Annotated in this window: 12 protein-coding genes; 9 read left to right on the forward strand and 3 right to left on the reverse strand. The window is 42.5% G+C overall.

Features of this window, described 5'->3' with window-relative positions; all coding sequences use genetic code 11:
• Positions 1–44: 44 nt before the first annotated feature.
• On the reverse strand, positions 45–590 hold the full coding sequence (locus H8A87_RS12935) for a GNAT family N-acetyltransferase (RefSeq protein WP_232370234.1): 546 nt from the start codon (positions 588–590) through the stop codon (positions 45–47).
• A gap of 470 nt (positions 591–1,060) precedes the next feature.
• On the opposite strand from H8A87_RS12935, the gene tkt reads away from it, so the two are divergent.
• From tkt to fbaA, 4 genes are all read left to right on the forward strand, one after another.
• The gene (tkt, locus tag H8A87_RS12940) at positions 1,061–3,055 is read left to right on the forward strand and encodes a transketolase (RefSeq protein WP_198690361.1); all 1,995 of its coding nucleotides are present in this window, start codon (positions 1,061–1,063) and stop codon (positions 3,053–3,055) included.
• Between the two features lie 287 nt (positions 3,056–3,342).
• Positions 3,343–4,362 carry an erythrose-4-phosphate dehydrogenase gene (epd, locus tag H8A87_RS12945; protein WP_198690362.1) on the forward strand — a complete coding sequence of 340 codons (1,020 nt, stop codon included), beginning with the start codon at positions 3,343–3,345 and terminating at the stop codon, positions 4,360–4,362.
• Positions 4,363–4,436: 74 nt separating this feature from the next.
• On the forward strand, positions 4,437–5,603 hold the full coding sequence (gene pgk, locus H8A87_RS12950; protein ID WP_198690363.1) for a phosphoglycerate kinase: 1,167 nt from the start codon (positions 4,437–4,439) through the stop codon (positions 5,601–5,603).
• 72 nt (positions 5,604–5,675) lie between these two features.
• Positions 5,676–6,752: a class II fructose-bisphosphate aldolase gene (fbaA, locus tag H8A87_RS12955; protein ID WP_198690364.1), complete on the forward strand. Its 1,077-nt coding sequence runs from the start codon at positions 5,676–5,678 to the stop codon at positions 6,750–6,752.
• Between the two features lie 81 nt (positions 6,753–6,833).
• On the opposite strand, the gene H8A87_RS12960 is transcribed toward fbaA, so the two are convergent.
• On the reverse strand, positions 6,834–7,004 hold the full coding sequence (locus H8A87_RS12960; protein ID WP_198690365.1) for a hypothetical protein: 171 nt from the start codon (positions 7,002–7,004) through the stop codon (positions 6,834–6,836).
• A 793-nt stretch (positions 7,005–7,797) separates the two neighbouring features.
• On the opposite strand from H8A87_RS12960, the gene H8A87_RS12965 reads away from it, so the two are divergent.
• The 5 genes from H8A87_RS12965 to H8A87_RS12985 are packed head-to-tail and all read left to right on the forward strand — an operon-like array spanning position 7,798 to position 12,279.
• Positions 7,798–8,844 (forward strand): TauD/TfdA family dioxygenase, encoded by a 1,047-nt coding sequence (locus tag H8A87_RS12965; RefSeq protein WP_198690366.1) that lies wholly within the window; start codon positions 7,798–7,800, stop codon positions 8,842–8,844.
• Positions 8,845–8,861: 17 nt separating this feature from the next.
• Positions 8,862–10,079: an aminotransferase class III-fold pyridoxal phosphate-dependent enzyme gene (locus H8A87_RS12970; RefSeq protein WP_198690367.1), complete on the forward strand. Its 1,218-nt coding sequence runs from the start codon at positions 8,862–8,864 to the stop codon at positions 10,077–10,079.
• A gap of 25 nt (positions 10,080–10,104) precedes the next feature.
• A complete protein-coding gene (locus tag H8A87_RS12975; RefSeq protein ID WP_198690368.1) occupies positions 10,105–10,656 on the forward strand; it encodes an NUDIX hydrolase in 552 nt (183 codons plus the stop codon).
• The gene (locus tag H8A87_RS12980; RefSeq protein WP_198690369.1) at positions 10,656–11,483 is read left to right on the forward strand and encodes an EamA family transporter; all 828 of its coding nucleotides are present in this window, start codon (positions 10,656–10,658) and stop codon (positions 11,481–11,483) included. Before H8A87_RS12975 ends, H8A87_RS12980 begins: the two co-directional genes overlap by 1 nt.
• Positions 11,467–12,279 carry an inositol monophosphatase family protein gene (locus H8A87_RS12985; protein ID WP_198690370.1) on the forward strand — a complete coding sequence of 271 codons (813 nt, stop codon included), beginning with the start codon at positions 11,467–11,469 and terminating at the stop codon, positions 12,277–12,279. Before H8A87_RS12980 ends, H8A87_RS12985 begins: the two co-directional genes overlap by 17 nt.
• Positions 12,280–12,453: 174 nt before the next feature.
• Here the strand turns inward: H8A87_RS12985 and dtpB are convergent, their stop codons facing one another.
• Complete coding sequence (gene dtpB / locus H8A87_RS12990) at positions 12,454–13,920, reverse strand: dipeptide/tripeptide permease DtpB (RefSeq protein ID WP_198690371.1); 1,467 nt, start codon at positions 13,918–13,920, stop codon at positions 12,454–12,456.
• Positions 13,921–14,284: the final 364 nt, after the last annotated feature.

A 14,284-nucleotide genomic window follows, 5' to 3' on the forward strand; every position in this document is an offset into this window, starting at 1 on the left:
TTTTGACTCGGGGCTTTTTCTTTATCTGCTAATGACCAAAAATTTCAAATTAACTTATAGAAATATGTTGTTCCTGAAAATTCGCCATTGGAATTAATGGCAAAATTCGGGATTTGCCCAACTTCAATAAAACCACATTTTCGATACAGCGCTGAAGCAGGATCATTGGTGCGTGTATCCAATACCAGCAAATTGCGTTGATGCCGTTTTGCCAGATGTTCTAGTTCATCCATCAACATCCTACCAATCCCGCGCTGGCGGTAGTTGGTGTGTACCATCAGTTTTTCCACATCGGCGCGGTGCAATCCATTCTTTTTCTTGCAAAGGGAAAGTTGCACTGAACCCACGATATTTCCATTCTCCAGTGCAACCAACAGCAGGCGATGACCTGATGCCAGGTCTGTTTCGACATCTTGCCAATATTGTTCCGCTTCGTTTGCTCCCAGCGGTGCAATAAAGCCGACAGAAGCATCACTTTCGACGCAATCATGGAATAAGTTAATAAACTCATTTCGTTTTGTATTGATGGAATCCAATAGCATGATGGCTGGAACGGATATTGAATCCGATGCAGGGTTGAAATTTGTCATTTATTATTGCGTTTGGAGTCAATGGTGATTAAATGTCGTACAAGAAACCAAAATATATTGCAAGTTAATCTTATTTGTTTTGATGATGAGAATTATGAAATTTATCGTTCTCTGAATCAGTAATTGCTTCGAGTTAGAAGTTATTATTACTTTTATATCATGAACCTAACTTGGCAGAAAAACCTGCTCTTTGGCCTTGATCAATCTATTGAGTATCGTGTCTAATACGTGACTTTCTATCCTATTGCGCAAATCACGGTAGAAAATTATTCCCTAGTTGCGCAAGTTTACTTTCAGTTGTGTGCATTGGCCTGAGAATGCGTGAAAACAACGGAGTAAATCAAAGAATTGTTGCCAAAGGAAAATTAATATAGTTTTTCCTATCTGGCATTAATGATTGCGGTTTGTATGCTGCACTGCGAAAATTAGTTCTTAGTTCACTAACACTTTTATCCGACTTGGAGTAAAGAATGACCACTCGTAAAACCCTTGCTAATGCTATCCGCTTCTTGAGCATGGATGCTGTGCAGAAAGCAAAATCAGGGCATCCTGGCGCCCCAATGGGAATGGCTGACATTGCCGAGGTGCTGTGGCGCGACTATCTGAATCATAACCCTTCTAACCCTAACTGGGCTGATCGTGACCGCTTCGTGTTATCCAACGGCCACGGCTCCATGCTGATTTACAGCCTGTTGCACCTGACGGGTTATGATGTTTCCATTGACGATTTGAAAAATTTCCGTCAACTGCATTCCAAAACTCCAGGCCATCCAGAATATGGCTATACTTCAGGCGTAGAAACCACCACTGGCCCATTGGGACAGGGTATCGCCAATGCAGTAGGTTTTGCGATTGCAGAGCGTACACTGGCAGCGCAGTTTAACCGCCCAAATCATGATATCGTCGATCACTACACTTATGTGTTCATGGGTGACGGCTGCATGATGGAAGGGATCTCCCATGAAGTTTGCTCTTTGGCCGGTACTTTGAAACTGGGCAAACTGATTGCTTTCTATGATGACAATGGTATTTCCATTGATGGTGAAGTAGAAGGCTGGTTCACTGATGACACCGCCGCACGTTTTGAAGCCTATGGCTGGCATGTTATCCGTGGCGTAGATGGCCATGACTCAACAGCGATTGCGGCAGCGATTGAAACAGCACGCAAAGAGACAGGTAAACCATCTCTGTTGATGTGTAAAACCATCATCGGTTTTGGCGCACCAAACAAAGCAGGCAAAGAAGAATGTCACGGCGCTCCACTGGGTGACGCTGAAATTGAAGCGACCCGCAAGGCGCTGGGCTGGGAACATCCTGCGTTTGAAGTTCCTCAGGACATTTATGCTGGCTGGAACGCGCAAGAAGCGGGCAAAACTAAAGAAAGCGCGTGGGATGAAAAATTTGCGGGTTATGCAAAAGCCCATCCAGAACTGGCAGCAGAATTTACCCGTCGTACCCGTGGTGAACTGCCAGCGAACTGGGAAGCTGTATCCAAAGCATTCATTGAAAACCTGCAACAGAACCCTGCTTCCATTGCTAGCCGTAAGGCATCACAAAATGCACTGGAAGCCTTCGGTAAAGTCCTGCCAGAATTTATGGGTGGTTCCGCTGACTTGGCACCAAGTAACCTGACTATGTGGTCTGGTTCCAAGCCACTGAACGAAGTTCAGGACGGTAATTACATTCACTACGGTGTACGTGAATTCGGTATGTCTGCCATCATGAATGGTATCGCTCTGCATGGCGGCTTTGTGCCTTATGGCGCGACATTCCTGATGTTCGTGGAATATGCTCGTAACGCAGTACGCATGGCGGCACTGATGAAGATTCGCAACATCTTCGTATATACCCATGACTCTATTGGTCTGGGTGAAGATGGCCCGACCCATCAGCCAGTTGAGCAGATTGCTAGCCTGCGGGTAACACCAAACATGAGCACATGGCGCCCATGTGACCAAGTTGAATCTGCGGTCGCGTGGAAATATGCGATTGAGCGTAAAGATGGCCCTACTTCTCTGATTTTCTCCCGTCAAAATCTGGCACAGCAGGATCGTACTGCTGAACAATTGGCGAATATCGAGAAAGGCGCTTACATTCTGAAAGATTGTGCAGGTCAGCCTGAACTGATCCTAATTTCGACTGGCTCTGAAGTTGAACTGACCGTGCAGGCGGCTGAACAACTGAGCGCAGAAGGCCGTCAGGTTCGTGTGGTTTCCATGCCATCTACCGATGCTTTCGACAAGCAAGACGCCGCATACCGTGAAGCAGTACTGCCAGCGGCGGTTTCTGCTCGTGTTGCGGTGGAAGCGGGTATTGCTGATTACTGGTTCAAATACGTCGGTATTAATGGTGCTATCGTCGGTATGACTACCTTCGGTGAATCTGCGCCTGCTGATGCTCTGTTCAAAGAGTTTGGTTTCACTGTTGAAAACGTCGTTGCCAAAGCGACATCTCTGCTGAAATAATCAGCAAAAAATCCTTCTAAGCGCATTTGCATCAATTTCTGAGCGAATGCGCTCTTTTTTTATTCAACTTTGCCTCACGATGTGATTAATGGCGCTTGCCATCATGCTTTTTTTCTCGTAATCTGCTTTTATAGTAGCTGAACCGTTTCAGTCAAGTGCCTGAATCCGTGTGTAAAATGTTTTGTCTGTCACAATCTGGTTAATTTTGTGATGAATCATCCGTACAAGCATCGGTTGCTCAGTTATCCTAAGCGGTTGCATGACCACAGAGAAATTCAGGGAGTAACATGACAATCAAGGTAGCGATTAACGGTTTTGGGAGAATAGGGCGCAGTGTCTTGCGTGCTCTTTACGAATCCGGGCGTCGGGCTGAAATTTCAGTGATCGCTATCAATGAGCTGGCGGATGCGGAAGGCATCGCACACTTATTGAAATACGATTCCAGTCATGGGCGTTTTGCATGGGATGTACGTCTGAATAATGATTTATTGCAAGTAGGAGATGACAGCGTTCGTCTGTTTCATCAATCAGATATCTCATCCCTGCCGTGGAAAGAATTGGGCATTGATATCGTGCTTGACTGTACGGGTAAGTATGGTGAGCGGGCGGATGGAGAATCTCATATCGCCAGCGGTGCCAAAAAAGTTTTGTTTTCTCATCCGGGAGGAAATAATCTGGATGCAACCGTGGTATATGGTGTCAATCACCATTTATTGGTTGCGGAAGATTGCATTGTTTCCAATGCATCCTGTACAACAAACTGCATCATTCCGATCATTAAAGTGTTGGATGATGCGTTCAATATTGAATCTGGTACGGTGACAACCATCCACGCATCCATGAATGATCAGCCAGTGATTGATGCTTATCACCGTGACTTACGTCGAACCCGAGCGGCCAGCCAATCCATCATTCCTGTCGATACAAAACTGGCTGCGGGGATCTCACGAGTTTTCCCCAAATTTAGTGATCGGTTTGAGGCAATTTCTGTGCGAGTGCCCACCATCAACGTGACAGCGATTGACTTGAGCGTGACAGTCCGCGCCGCAGTAAGCGTTGCGGATGTGAACCAGCTTCTGCAAGAATCAGCGGTCAGAGAGTTTCATGGTATAGTGGATTATACTGATTTGCCGTTGGTTTCAACGGATTTTAACCACGATCCCCACAGTGCCATTGTGGACGGTACACAAACGAGGGTCAGCGGACATCACCTGATCAAAACCCTCGTGTGGTGTGATAATGAGTGGGGCTTTGCCAATCGCATGATTGATACGACGCTGGCAATGGCCGCAACCGGTTTCAAATAATCATTTGCTGTGTCACAAACGGCACACAGCCGAAGATTGAGTAATTTTATAGAGAATCAATGAGAGGATTCACCATGTCTGTAATTAAGATGACTGATTTAGATCTGGCGGGTAAACGCGTACTGATCCGTGCTGATTTGAATGTGCCTGTAAAAGATGGCCAAGTTACCTCTGATGCACGTATCCGTGCGTCCTTGCCGACGATTGAGGCTGCGTTGAATCAGGGAGCCAAAGTCATGGTTACTTCTCACCTGGGACGCCCGACTGAGGGAGAGTACAACGAAGAGTTTTCACTGCAACCTGTCGTTGATTACCTGAAAGAAAAACTTTCTTCTTCTGTTCGTCTGGAAAAAAATTATCTGGATGGTGTTGAAGTGGTGGAAGGCGAATTAGTTGTTCTGGAAAACGTTCGCTTCAACAAAGGTGAGAAAAAAGACGATGAAACGTTATCGAAGCAATATGCAGCATTGTGTGATGTGTATGTAATGGATGCCTTTGGTACAGCCCACCGTGCTCAAGCGTCAACTCACGGCGTTGCGAAATTTGCGCCGATCGCTTGTGCTGGCCCGTTGTTGTCTGGTGAATTGGAAGCCTTGGGGAAAGCACTGCGTAACCCAGCTCGCCCAATGGTGGCGATTGTGGGTGGTTCTAAAGTCTCAACCAAACTGACGGTTCTTGATTCATTGTCCAAAATTGCCGATCAGCTTATCGTAGGTGGTGGTATTGCCAATACTTTCGTTGCCGCAGAAGGGCATAACGTTGGTCGTTCCCTGTACGAAGATGATCTGATCCCAGAAGCGAAAAAACTACTGGAAACTTGTGATATCCCAGTTCCTAACGATGTTCGTGTTGCGACTGAATTCTCTGAAACTGCGGAAGCGACTCTGAAATCTACCAGCGAAATTAAAGACGAAGAGCAGATCCTTGATTTAGGCGATGCTTCTGCTGAACGTCTGGCTGAAATTCTGAAAGAGGCTAAAACCATTCTGTGGAATGGCCCTGTGGGTGTCTTCGAATTCCCTAATTTCCGTAAAGGAACTGAAATTGTCGCCCGAGCGATTGCTGAGAGTGATGCATTCTCTATCGCAGGTGGCGGTGACACTTTGGCGGCAATCGACCTGTTCGGAATTGCTGACAAGATCTCTTACATCTCTACTGGCGGCGGTGCTTTCCTTGAGTTCGTTGAAGGCAAAAAACTGCCAGCCGTTGTGATGTTGGAAGAACGTGCTAACAGTAACTAGTACCTAGGATAATAAGTTGTGATAACGGGCAGCATGGACTGCCTGTTCAATGTCAATACAGGACCACGTAACATGTCTAAAATTTTTGATTTCGTAAAACCGGGTGTCATCACTGGTGATGATGTTCAAAAAGTCTTTGCCATCGCTAAAGAAAACAACTTCGCGTTGCCTGCGGTTAACTGCGTTGGTACTGATTCCATCAACGCAGTGTTGGAAACGGCGGCAAAAGTACGTGCTCCGGTCATTATCCAGTTTTCCAACGGCGGTGCGTCTTTCGTGGCAGGTAAGGGTCTGAAAGCAGAAGGCCAGCAGACAGCGATTCTGGGTTCTATTTCTGGCGCTCACCACGTTCACCAGATGGCAGAACATTACGGCGTACCTGTGATCCTGCATACTGACCACTGCGCACGTAAACTGCTGCCATGGATCGATGGCCTGCTGGACGCGGGTGAAAAACACTATGCGCAGACCGGCAAGCCACTGTTCTCTTCCCACATGATCGATCTGTCAGAAGAATCACTGGAAGAAAATATCGAGATTTGCAGCCAATATCTGGCACGCATGGCAAAAATCGACATGACGCTGGAAATCGAACTGGGTTGTACTGGTGGTGAAGAAGACGGCGTTGATAACAGCCATCTGGACAGTTCTTCCCTGTACACTCAGCCAGAAGACGTGGCTTACGCGCATGAAAAACTGAATGCGATCAGCCCACGTTTCACCATCGCAGCTTCTTTCGGTAACGTTCATGGTGTATACAAACCAGGCAACGTTAAACTGACACCAAAAATTCTGCGTAACTCACAGGACTACGTTTCTGAGAAATTTAACCTGCCACACAACAGTTTGGATTTCGTCTTCCACGGTGGCTCCGGTTCTACCGCAGAAGAGATTCAGGAAGCAGTCAGCTACGGCGTAGTGAAAATGAATATCGACACCGATACCCAGTGGGCAACTTGGGAAGGTATTCTGAACTACTACAAAAAGAACGAAGGCTACCTGCAAGGCCAGCTGGGTAACCCAGAAGGCGCAGACAAACCTAACAAAAAATTCTACGATCCACGCGTTTGGCTGCGTGCTGCTCAAACTTCCATGATCGTTCGTCTGGAGCAGGCGTTTAAAGAATTGAATGCGGTTGATGTGCTGTAATTGAAATAATTACTAGTATAGATAGTAGTAGGTTTTTAGATTGCACTCCGTTATGGAGTGCAATCTAATCTACGGTTTAAATCAGGTCGGTGAAGTTGATTGTTTATTTGTCTTCCTGTAACCAATAACATTTGCATTAAAGATATCTAATGCAGCACCTTGTCCAAGTTGAGTGGTAATCTGAGCCGTTTTTTCCCTTTCTTTTTTGAAGAGCGCATGTGTGCTCATCCAACTGCCTTTCAAATCTTTCATTGTTTGCATTTTGGGGAAAAGTTTTTCAGCGCCTTAGTTTTGAGCTATACCAATCTTCTGAATCTCTTCTAATCCCCTCAATTCTCTAACCAATCTCCCGAATATTGAGACTTCGGTTATCAAGAACATTTACCATCGGTGTTTTGTCATAAAGCGTAGGGTTAAAACTGCTCATTGAACATTTCCTCTTTGGATCGTGAATCATGTTGCTTGATGAGCCCACTGTGCGGGGGGCTGTATTGATTAAAAGTGGTCGTCAGAAGAGCGTGGAGTTCGCTGATCAAGAATGGTATAGCGAATATGCAGGATAATATCGTTCAAAGTTTGTAACATGGCTCTCTGTTTAGTAGTTACTTTTTGCCGTCGTTCTTTGAGAAAAAGCGGGCAGGTTCACTGGCCGGATTAACGACAACTTTCAAATATTGGAATCTGCTTTTTCAAGTTGAGTGGGTATATAAGTTAATTTTTATGGTGCGTTTTGTGAGTTTATTAACACATTACTGTAAATTAACTGTTTCTGAATTTTAGCCTGACTTATAATGTTTTATTAGTGTGCATAGATATTTATATCTGTGTTTATATATTACTTTTTATGGATTTAAATTATTTTAAAATGGAACTGACAAAATTTAAAATAATTTCTCCTTGACTTAACAATATAAATCGATTCCTGTGAATTCTGCAAAAATTTGTCAATTCAATCGATTTGTTAATATCCAATAAATAGTATTTATAATGTGGATTTGTACAAATTCATGCATAAAAATATAACTTATTTATATAGTGGAAGATTATGAGTCTAGCTGAATTAAAAGTTTGTAGCTATGTGAGTGAAAATGGTCATGGGCTTATTATTGAGTTTGACAGTGCTGAATTTTTGCAGATGCAAAATGTAAGCGATTTATATTGTCAAGAGTTGAAACCCTACATTGTCACCAGTCTTGCTGAAGACAAAATGAAAGGTTTTCTTTCAAAAAACAAAGAGTTATTTAGCGAAATATCCTGGTTTAGAGAAAAGGAAAAATACAATTATCTAGTTTTTAAAAATTGTTTTTCGACAAAAAATATACCACCAACCCCGACAAATGATTGCCCGCCAGATACAAGTTTGTGGAGGGCACCAGCATCCTCTTTGCTCGCTGTGATATCAATCACTGGTCACAAAGTTGCCAGCTATGAGGGCGAGATGTCGGGTAGGTTGGCCCACATGGTAATGCCTGCTAAAAATTCGGAAGCCTCACAATTGCGCTCAACGAAGCAGCTAAGTCCCCATACTGAGGTTGTTAATGGTCAATGGGCAGAAATGCTCCCTCAAAATATAGGTAATAATCTTATTTCACCTGAAATTTTTGGATTGTGTTGCCTTAGAAATCCTGACGGAGCGGGTACAACGACTTGGTATTTATCTGATATGTTAGATCACCTACCGTACTCGGTAATCCAACAACTTTGTAAGCCTGAATATTCAGCAAAAAGCCAATCTAGTTTCGACTACAACTTCGATTTAGAGAATATCAGCGTTATATCTGAGATCAACGGTAAGCTGTGTATGAGATATAGTTCTTCCAAATTAGTGGGATTAACAGATAGAGCATCTAACGCATTGTCAGAGCTAGAGAAACACCTTAATAACCCTAAATTCACAGATAAGGTTGTTTTAGAGCCTGGTGATATTTTCATCGTTAACAATAGGATTACTCTTCATGGAAGAGAATCTCTTACGCACGCGGCAAAGTATGACGGAACTGATCGATGGCTGCTACGTATGTATGGGTTTAGTCAAGACGCATGGCGCAAGCTAAATAGAAATCCACAAATTGACCATGTTGCAATTGTTTAATAATAAAGGAAAAGTAAATGTCCCCATTAGTTGGAAGTGATCGTTATTTTGACCTAAATGGTAATCCGATTCTTTTTACATCAGGTGTTGGCCATAATATTTATGATCAAAATTCAAAAGAGTACATGGATTTTATCTTAGGTATTGGCCCGGTGATTTTGGGTCATGCTGATAGAACATTCAATGATGTACTCACGGCTGCGCTTAATAAAGGGCTTTCATTTCCTGGATTTGGTGCCATTCATTCACAAGTGGCTGAAGTTTTCGAAACTATATACCCGGCTCATAAGGTAGTATCAATTTTTAAAACGAGTTCAGAAGCTGTTACGGGAGCATTTCGCTGTGCAATGCTCGACACTAAGAGAACTAAGATTCTTCGTTGTGGTTTTCTTGGATGGCATGATTCTCAGTTATATAAATCTCCGAGCTGGCATGAGCGAATTGGCAGTGAAAAGAGAACTGAACTGAGATACCTAAACGGTATGCGCGGTGTTGAAGGTGAAGAAAAAGTATTGAACTGGATCGATTTTTCAATAGATTCACTTGAGGATACACTTAAAGCTAATGGTAATGAGATTGCTATCTTTGCAATTGATGTATACCAATTAGCATTCTGCGAAATTAACGTATTAGAAAAAGCGATCTCACTTTGTAAAGCCTATGGGATCAAAATTTTGTTGGACGAAACAAAAACTGCGGGTAGAACTAATGCAGGTGGTTTTTTATCTAACTATAATATTGACAGTGATTATATTGTGATGGGTAAAGCCATTGGTAATGGTTTGCCAATTTCTATATTAATGGGAAAGCCAGAAGGCATTGATATTTATAAAGAATCACGTATCGGTGGAACTCATACAAAAGAAACACTTTCTGCGGCAGCAGTTATTGCTGTTGCTGATATTATGTCTAAGAAAGATGGATATAGTATAATCTCTTCAACAGGATATACTCTTGTAAACACAATAAATGATGCTTTTTTGCAAGCTGGTGTTAACCATCTACTAGAAGCTAAATCATTATTTAGTGGTTCTCTTTTTGATATTATGTTTTCAGATGAAATTGTTAATGATTTCAGTGTGCGAAATTCACTTAAAATGCAGTTGGTAGATCATGGGCTGTTAATTATGCTTGGTCATAATTCATTTATTAGTTTGGCGCATCAGAGTGTAAATAAAGATAAAATGGGTCAATTAATTTTCGATTCCGTCACACAGTGGAAAAGCGCGCTTTAATATAAAAAATAATATGGGTAACATAATGAAACAAGAAATAAAAAAACTATTAGCTAACTATTCTACTGAGCATGCAATTGAATTACTGCACATTGATGAAATGATGACTCTGCTTGACATCAGTCAGCCATTTGATAGTAAAAATATTGTCGGTCATTTCACAGCGTCAGCTTGGATTTTATCGCATGACAAGAGCAAAGTTTTATTGACTAAGCATGCGAAATTAGGAAAGTGGTTCCAACTGGGTGGACATATTGAGTCAACTGACCGCACTTTTTTAGACGCATGTGTTCGTGAGGCTACTGAGGAGAGTGGTATTGTTGGTTTGTCTAAAGCAGATGCTTTCATAATCGATGTTGATGTGCACCCAATTCCCGAAAACAGTTCAATGCCAGAGCACCCTCATTATGATATTTCTATGTGTTTCGTTGCACCTAAAGAGGCTGAAATTGTTTGCTCTCCTGAATCATTGCAGCTTTCATGGGTTCCTGTATCTGAAGTAAGCGGAATTACTGATGATGCCGCAATTTTACGAATGGTGAGTAAGACGAATTTACTGTTTAAGAGCGCTGCTTAATGCCACATTTAAAATTGTTGGTAGCAAATCTAATATGGGGTGGACTGCCTTTATACTTCTATTTTTTTACTAATGTTTCTCCTCTATTTATGTTATCTATGCAGATAATTACAACATGGATAGTTCTCTCTATTTTTACAAAAAGAGAGACAATCACTAAGAAGAAGCTATTGTCATATATTCCATCAGCCCTGTTTCTTTCTGCGAACTGGGGGATTTATGCTATTACAGTGCAGAATGGTTTCGTTTTAGAGGCAAGTTATGCCTATTTGATAATGCCAGTTTTATTTCTGATTGTGGATAGCATCACCAACAAGAGTAAAACGACTTTCCTTGTAAAAGCCTGTGCTATCGTAGCTGTATCTATCATAGCTATCGATGCAATGATGAATGAGGTTCTACCTATCTCAGGCTTGTTGATCGCGACGGCTTTTACGCTATATGCTCTTTGGCATCGAAAAAAGGGGTTTGAACCGCTATCAGCTTTGAAGAATGAGACATTCTTAATGATGCCGCTGGCATTCTTATTCCTTTTATTTGAAGTAAATTTAGAGGTTAGCTCAACTCAAGTGCTATTGCTCCCTATTCTGGGCGTTTTGACATGCCTGCCACTTGTGCTGTTTATTACAGGTAGTAAATTGGTTGAATTTAGATACATTTCTTTGTACCAATTCGTATCTCCGATAACCGGTAGCATTTTAGCAATAATGTTATTTAATCAAACACTTTCTAATGGAAGGATGTTCATCTATGCATCACTGATTTGTGTGCTTTGTTTAAACATATTTTTGAACAGGTCAAAGGTGGAACATGAACAGCGAACTTAATTTAGCAGCACTATTACCACTAGTTAGAAATGTAGCAATATCAGCTTCTAATGTGATTGAAAAAAACAAATCAGATGCACAGTTCAGTGAAAAATTGGATCATAGCGTTATTAGTAATATTGACGTTTTAGCGGAGGAGTATATTCGAGACTCTTTGATGCAGCTTACTCCAAACATTCCCGTTTATGGAGAAGAGTTGAGTCCAGAAGGTTTTGACGGAGTTGAGCGTTTTTGGTTAATAGATCCGATAGATGGAACCTCATGGTTTAAACTGGATATTCCTGTATATGGCTCTTTAATTGCTCTGATTGAAAATAATGAGCCGATATTAGGAACGGTTGCAATTCCTGGTTTAAATCAACTGATGTATGCAGCCAAAGGAGAGGGGTGTTTTTACACAGATAGCTACAATGATGTAAAGTTGCTCAATACCGAGTCATCTAAATCTATAGGTGCAGCCACTATTACTGCATCTGGCATACATGGAACGTCAACGTGGCTGGAGAATGGCGCTACCCCTTGGAAGCTCATTGAAATAATAAAGATTGCTAAGTCATTCAAGTTTTCGGGCGACTGTATTCAGCATTTAAGTGTAGCCCGAGGTAAGGTTGATTTAGCGATAGATACGATTATGAAACCATGGGATAGTGCAGCTTTGATAGTTTGTCTGAAAGAGGCGGGGATGACAGTGATGGATCTATACGGTAATACAGACAATTTGATTCAAAGCAGTTGCTTATTATCAGCAAATTCTCCGGAATTGGCGCATTCTGTCATCGAAAAATTAAAAAGTTGAGAGCCAAATAAGATGAATGTTCATTTTATGGACATTCTCTATTCAAACGGGCTGCTTAACTATCTGAAAAATTGCACTTATTGGTCGAATCCGCCTGTTTTAGAAAAGATTTCCGCCCGTGATCTGAATGACCAATGAGCGGAGAAACTTTTTAATTAATCAGAATCAGGCTAATTAAGCCTTCACGTCCTCTTTCATAATGCGGTTCAGCCACGGCACCATACAGGCCATAACCACGGCAACAATCAGCGTGGCGACGCCGATTTTACTAAACACACTCGTATAAATTGGCAGGGTTTGCAAGGGATCAGTCACGCCTGCTGGTGTGGCAGTCAATGCTGCCACATGACTCGCCAACATCGATGCCACAGCTTGTGACAAGAACCACATTCCCAGAATAAAGCCAGTCAGGTAGCTGGGAACAAATGCAGCCACCATTGCCAGACCTAAGGCGCTAATCATCAATTCTCCCACGCTTTGGAACAGATACACCAGCACGATAAACCACGGGGAAGTAATGCCTTGAGCATCAGCAAACAAACCTGAAGCGGCTGCTGTCAGGAAGCCCAGAGAGCACAGGAACATGCCGAAGGTGAATTTTGCCGGCATGGAGAAATCTTTGCCTTTGGCACCTAGCTTGGTGTACACCACGGCCAGTATTGGACTGACGATGATTATCCAGAGTGGGTTTAGTGCTTGGAAACTGATGGGGTTGACATTAAAACCAAGGATCTGGTGATGAACGTTGTTGATGGCGAAGAAGTTGAGGGAAGTTGGCATCTGGTTATACAGGATGAAGAACACAACCGCCTGAAGCATCAGAATAAAAGCCACAAACATTTTATTGCGGCTTGCTTTATTTTGTTTGAACGCTTGCCAGAAGAAAATCAGCACTACGATGGTAGTAATGGCGAACAAGGCGATATTGGCAATCTTGATGTTGTGCAATAGCCATGCACAGATGCCAATCATGGCTACACTACCCACCAGAACGGCCAGCAGGTTGAGCGGTTTAAGTGGGTGATGATCTGGCACCGAACCGACGTTATGGACTATGCGGCGGCAGGCGAAATACACCAGCAGGGCGATGATCAGGCCGATACCACAGATATTGTAAGTGGTGGTATAGCCATATTTTTCAGCAATCACAGGGGCGAGAGAGAGGGATACCAGAGAACCGATATTGATGGACATATAAAACAGCGTGAATGCGCCATCCAGACGGGGATCTTGTGGTTCATAACATTTAGCCAGCAGGCTGGCAGGGTTGGCCTTGAAAAGACCATTACCGACAGCAACAGTACCCAGTGCATAAAAAATCAGTTCTGGCTTCATGATAGACAGGCCAATCATGAAATAGCCGATTGCCATGATAATCGCGCCCAAAACGAGGGTTCGTTTAGTCCCGAGTATGTGATCACCAACATAGCCCCCAACAGAAATCAGGCCATAGACCAATGCGGTAAACGCGCCGAAGGTAATAAAAGATTGTTCTTCAGAAAATCCAAGTTGTTGGACGAAGTAAACGGCAAGAATGCCCTGAACGCCGTAGTAACCAAATCGTTCCCACAGTTCCACAAAAAAGATCATGAAAAAGGGTTTTGGTTGATCCCATAAACCGACTGGAGCGGTTTTACTCATAATGAATGCCTCTATATAGCTATATTTCGATGGCAATACATCCAGATAATTATACTGTTGTTAGCATTATTGCAACATGATGTATCGCATAGGTTGTGATTTTGTTTGTTTATTCAAGGTGATCGTGAAGCTAGGGAGGTTAATATACTAGTATGTTATCTTCTCAACGGTTGATCACACTAATGAGGAAAAGTAATACCATATTTGGCAGAATATTCACTAAATGAATGTCAAAAATTATTAATGTGAGGGTTGCGTGCTCGTAAATAAATCAAATTGATTGCCATTTGTCCTATTACGCTTGTTGTTTGTTATTGTTGGTTGAAAAGTGATAGGAAAAATAAACGTGGATATACAATGGAAT

This window comes from Xenorhabdus lircayensis (assembly GCF_016306625.1).
GTDB classification, from domain to species: Bacteria; Pseudomonadota; Gammaproteobacteria; order Enterobacterales; family Enterobacteriaceae; genus Xenorhabdus; species Xenorhabdus lircayensis.

What these genes read in the sequence shown, in the direction of transcription:
- H8A87_RS12935 (WP_232370234.1), bottom strand. Translation starts at nt 590, where the DNA reads ATGACAAATTTCAACCCTGCATCGGATTCAATATCCGTTCCAGCCATC.
- epd (WP_198690362.1), top strand. Translation starts at nt 3,343, where the DNA reads ATGACAATCAAGGTAGCGATTAACGGTTTTGGGAGAATAGGGCGCAGT.
- H8A87_RS12970 (WP_198690367.1), top strand. Translation starts at nt 8,862, where the DNA reads ATGTCCCCATTAGTTGGAAGTGATCGTTATTTTGACCTAAATGGTAAT.
- fbaA (WP_198690364.1), top strand. Translation starts at nt 5,676, where the DNA reads ATGTCTAAAATTTTTGATTTCGTAAAACCGGGTGTCATCACTGGTGAT.
- H8A87_RS12975 (WP_198690368.1), top strand. Translation starts at nt 10,105, where the DNA reads ATGAAACAAGAAATAAAAAAACTATTAGCTAACTATTCTACTGAGCAT.
- H8A87_RS12960 (WP_198690365.1), bottom strand. Translation starts at nt 7,004, where the DNA reads ATGAAAGATTTGAAAGGCAGTTGGATGAGCACACATGCGCTCTTCAAA.
- H8A87_RS12985 (WP_198690370.1), top strand. Translation starts at nt 11,467, where the DNA reads ATGAACAGCGAACTTAATTTAGCAGCACTATTACCACTAGTTAGAAAT.
- H8A87_RS12965 (WP_198690366.1), top strand. Translation starts at nt 7,798, where the DNA reads ATGAGTCTAGCTGAATTAAAAGTTTGTAGCTATGTGAGTGAAAATGGT.
- dtpB (WP_198690371.1), bottom strand. Translation starts at nt 13,920, where the DNA reads ATGAGTAAAACCGCTCCAGTCGGTTTATGGGATCAACCAAAACCCTTT.
- pgk (WP_198690363.1), top strand. Translation starts at nt 4,437, where the DNA reads ATGTCTGTAATTAAGATGACTGATTTAGATCTGGCGGGTAAACGCGTA.
- H8A87_RS12980 (WP_198690369.1), top strand. Translation starts at nt 10,656, where the DNA reads ATGCCACATTTAAAATTGTTGGTAGCAAATCTAATATGGGGTGGACTG.
- tkt (WP_198690361.1), top strand. Translation starts at nt 1,061, where the DNA reads ATGACCACTCGTAAAACCCTTGCTAATGCTATCCGCTTCTTGAGCATG.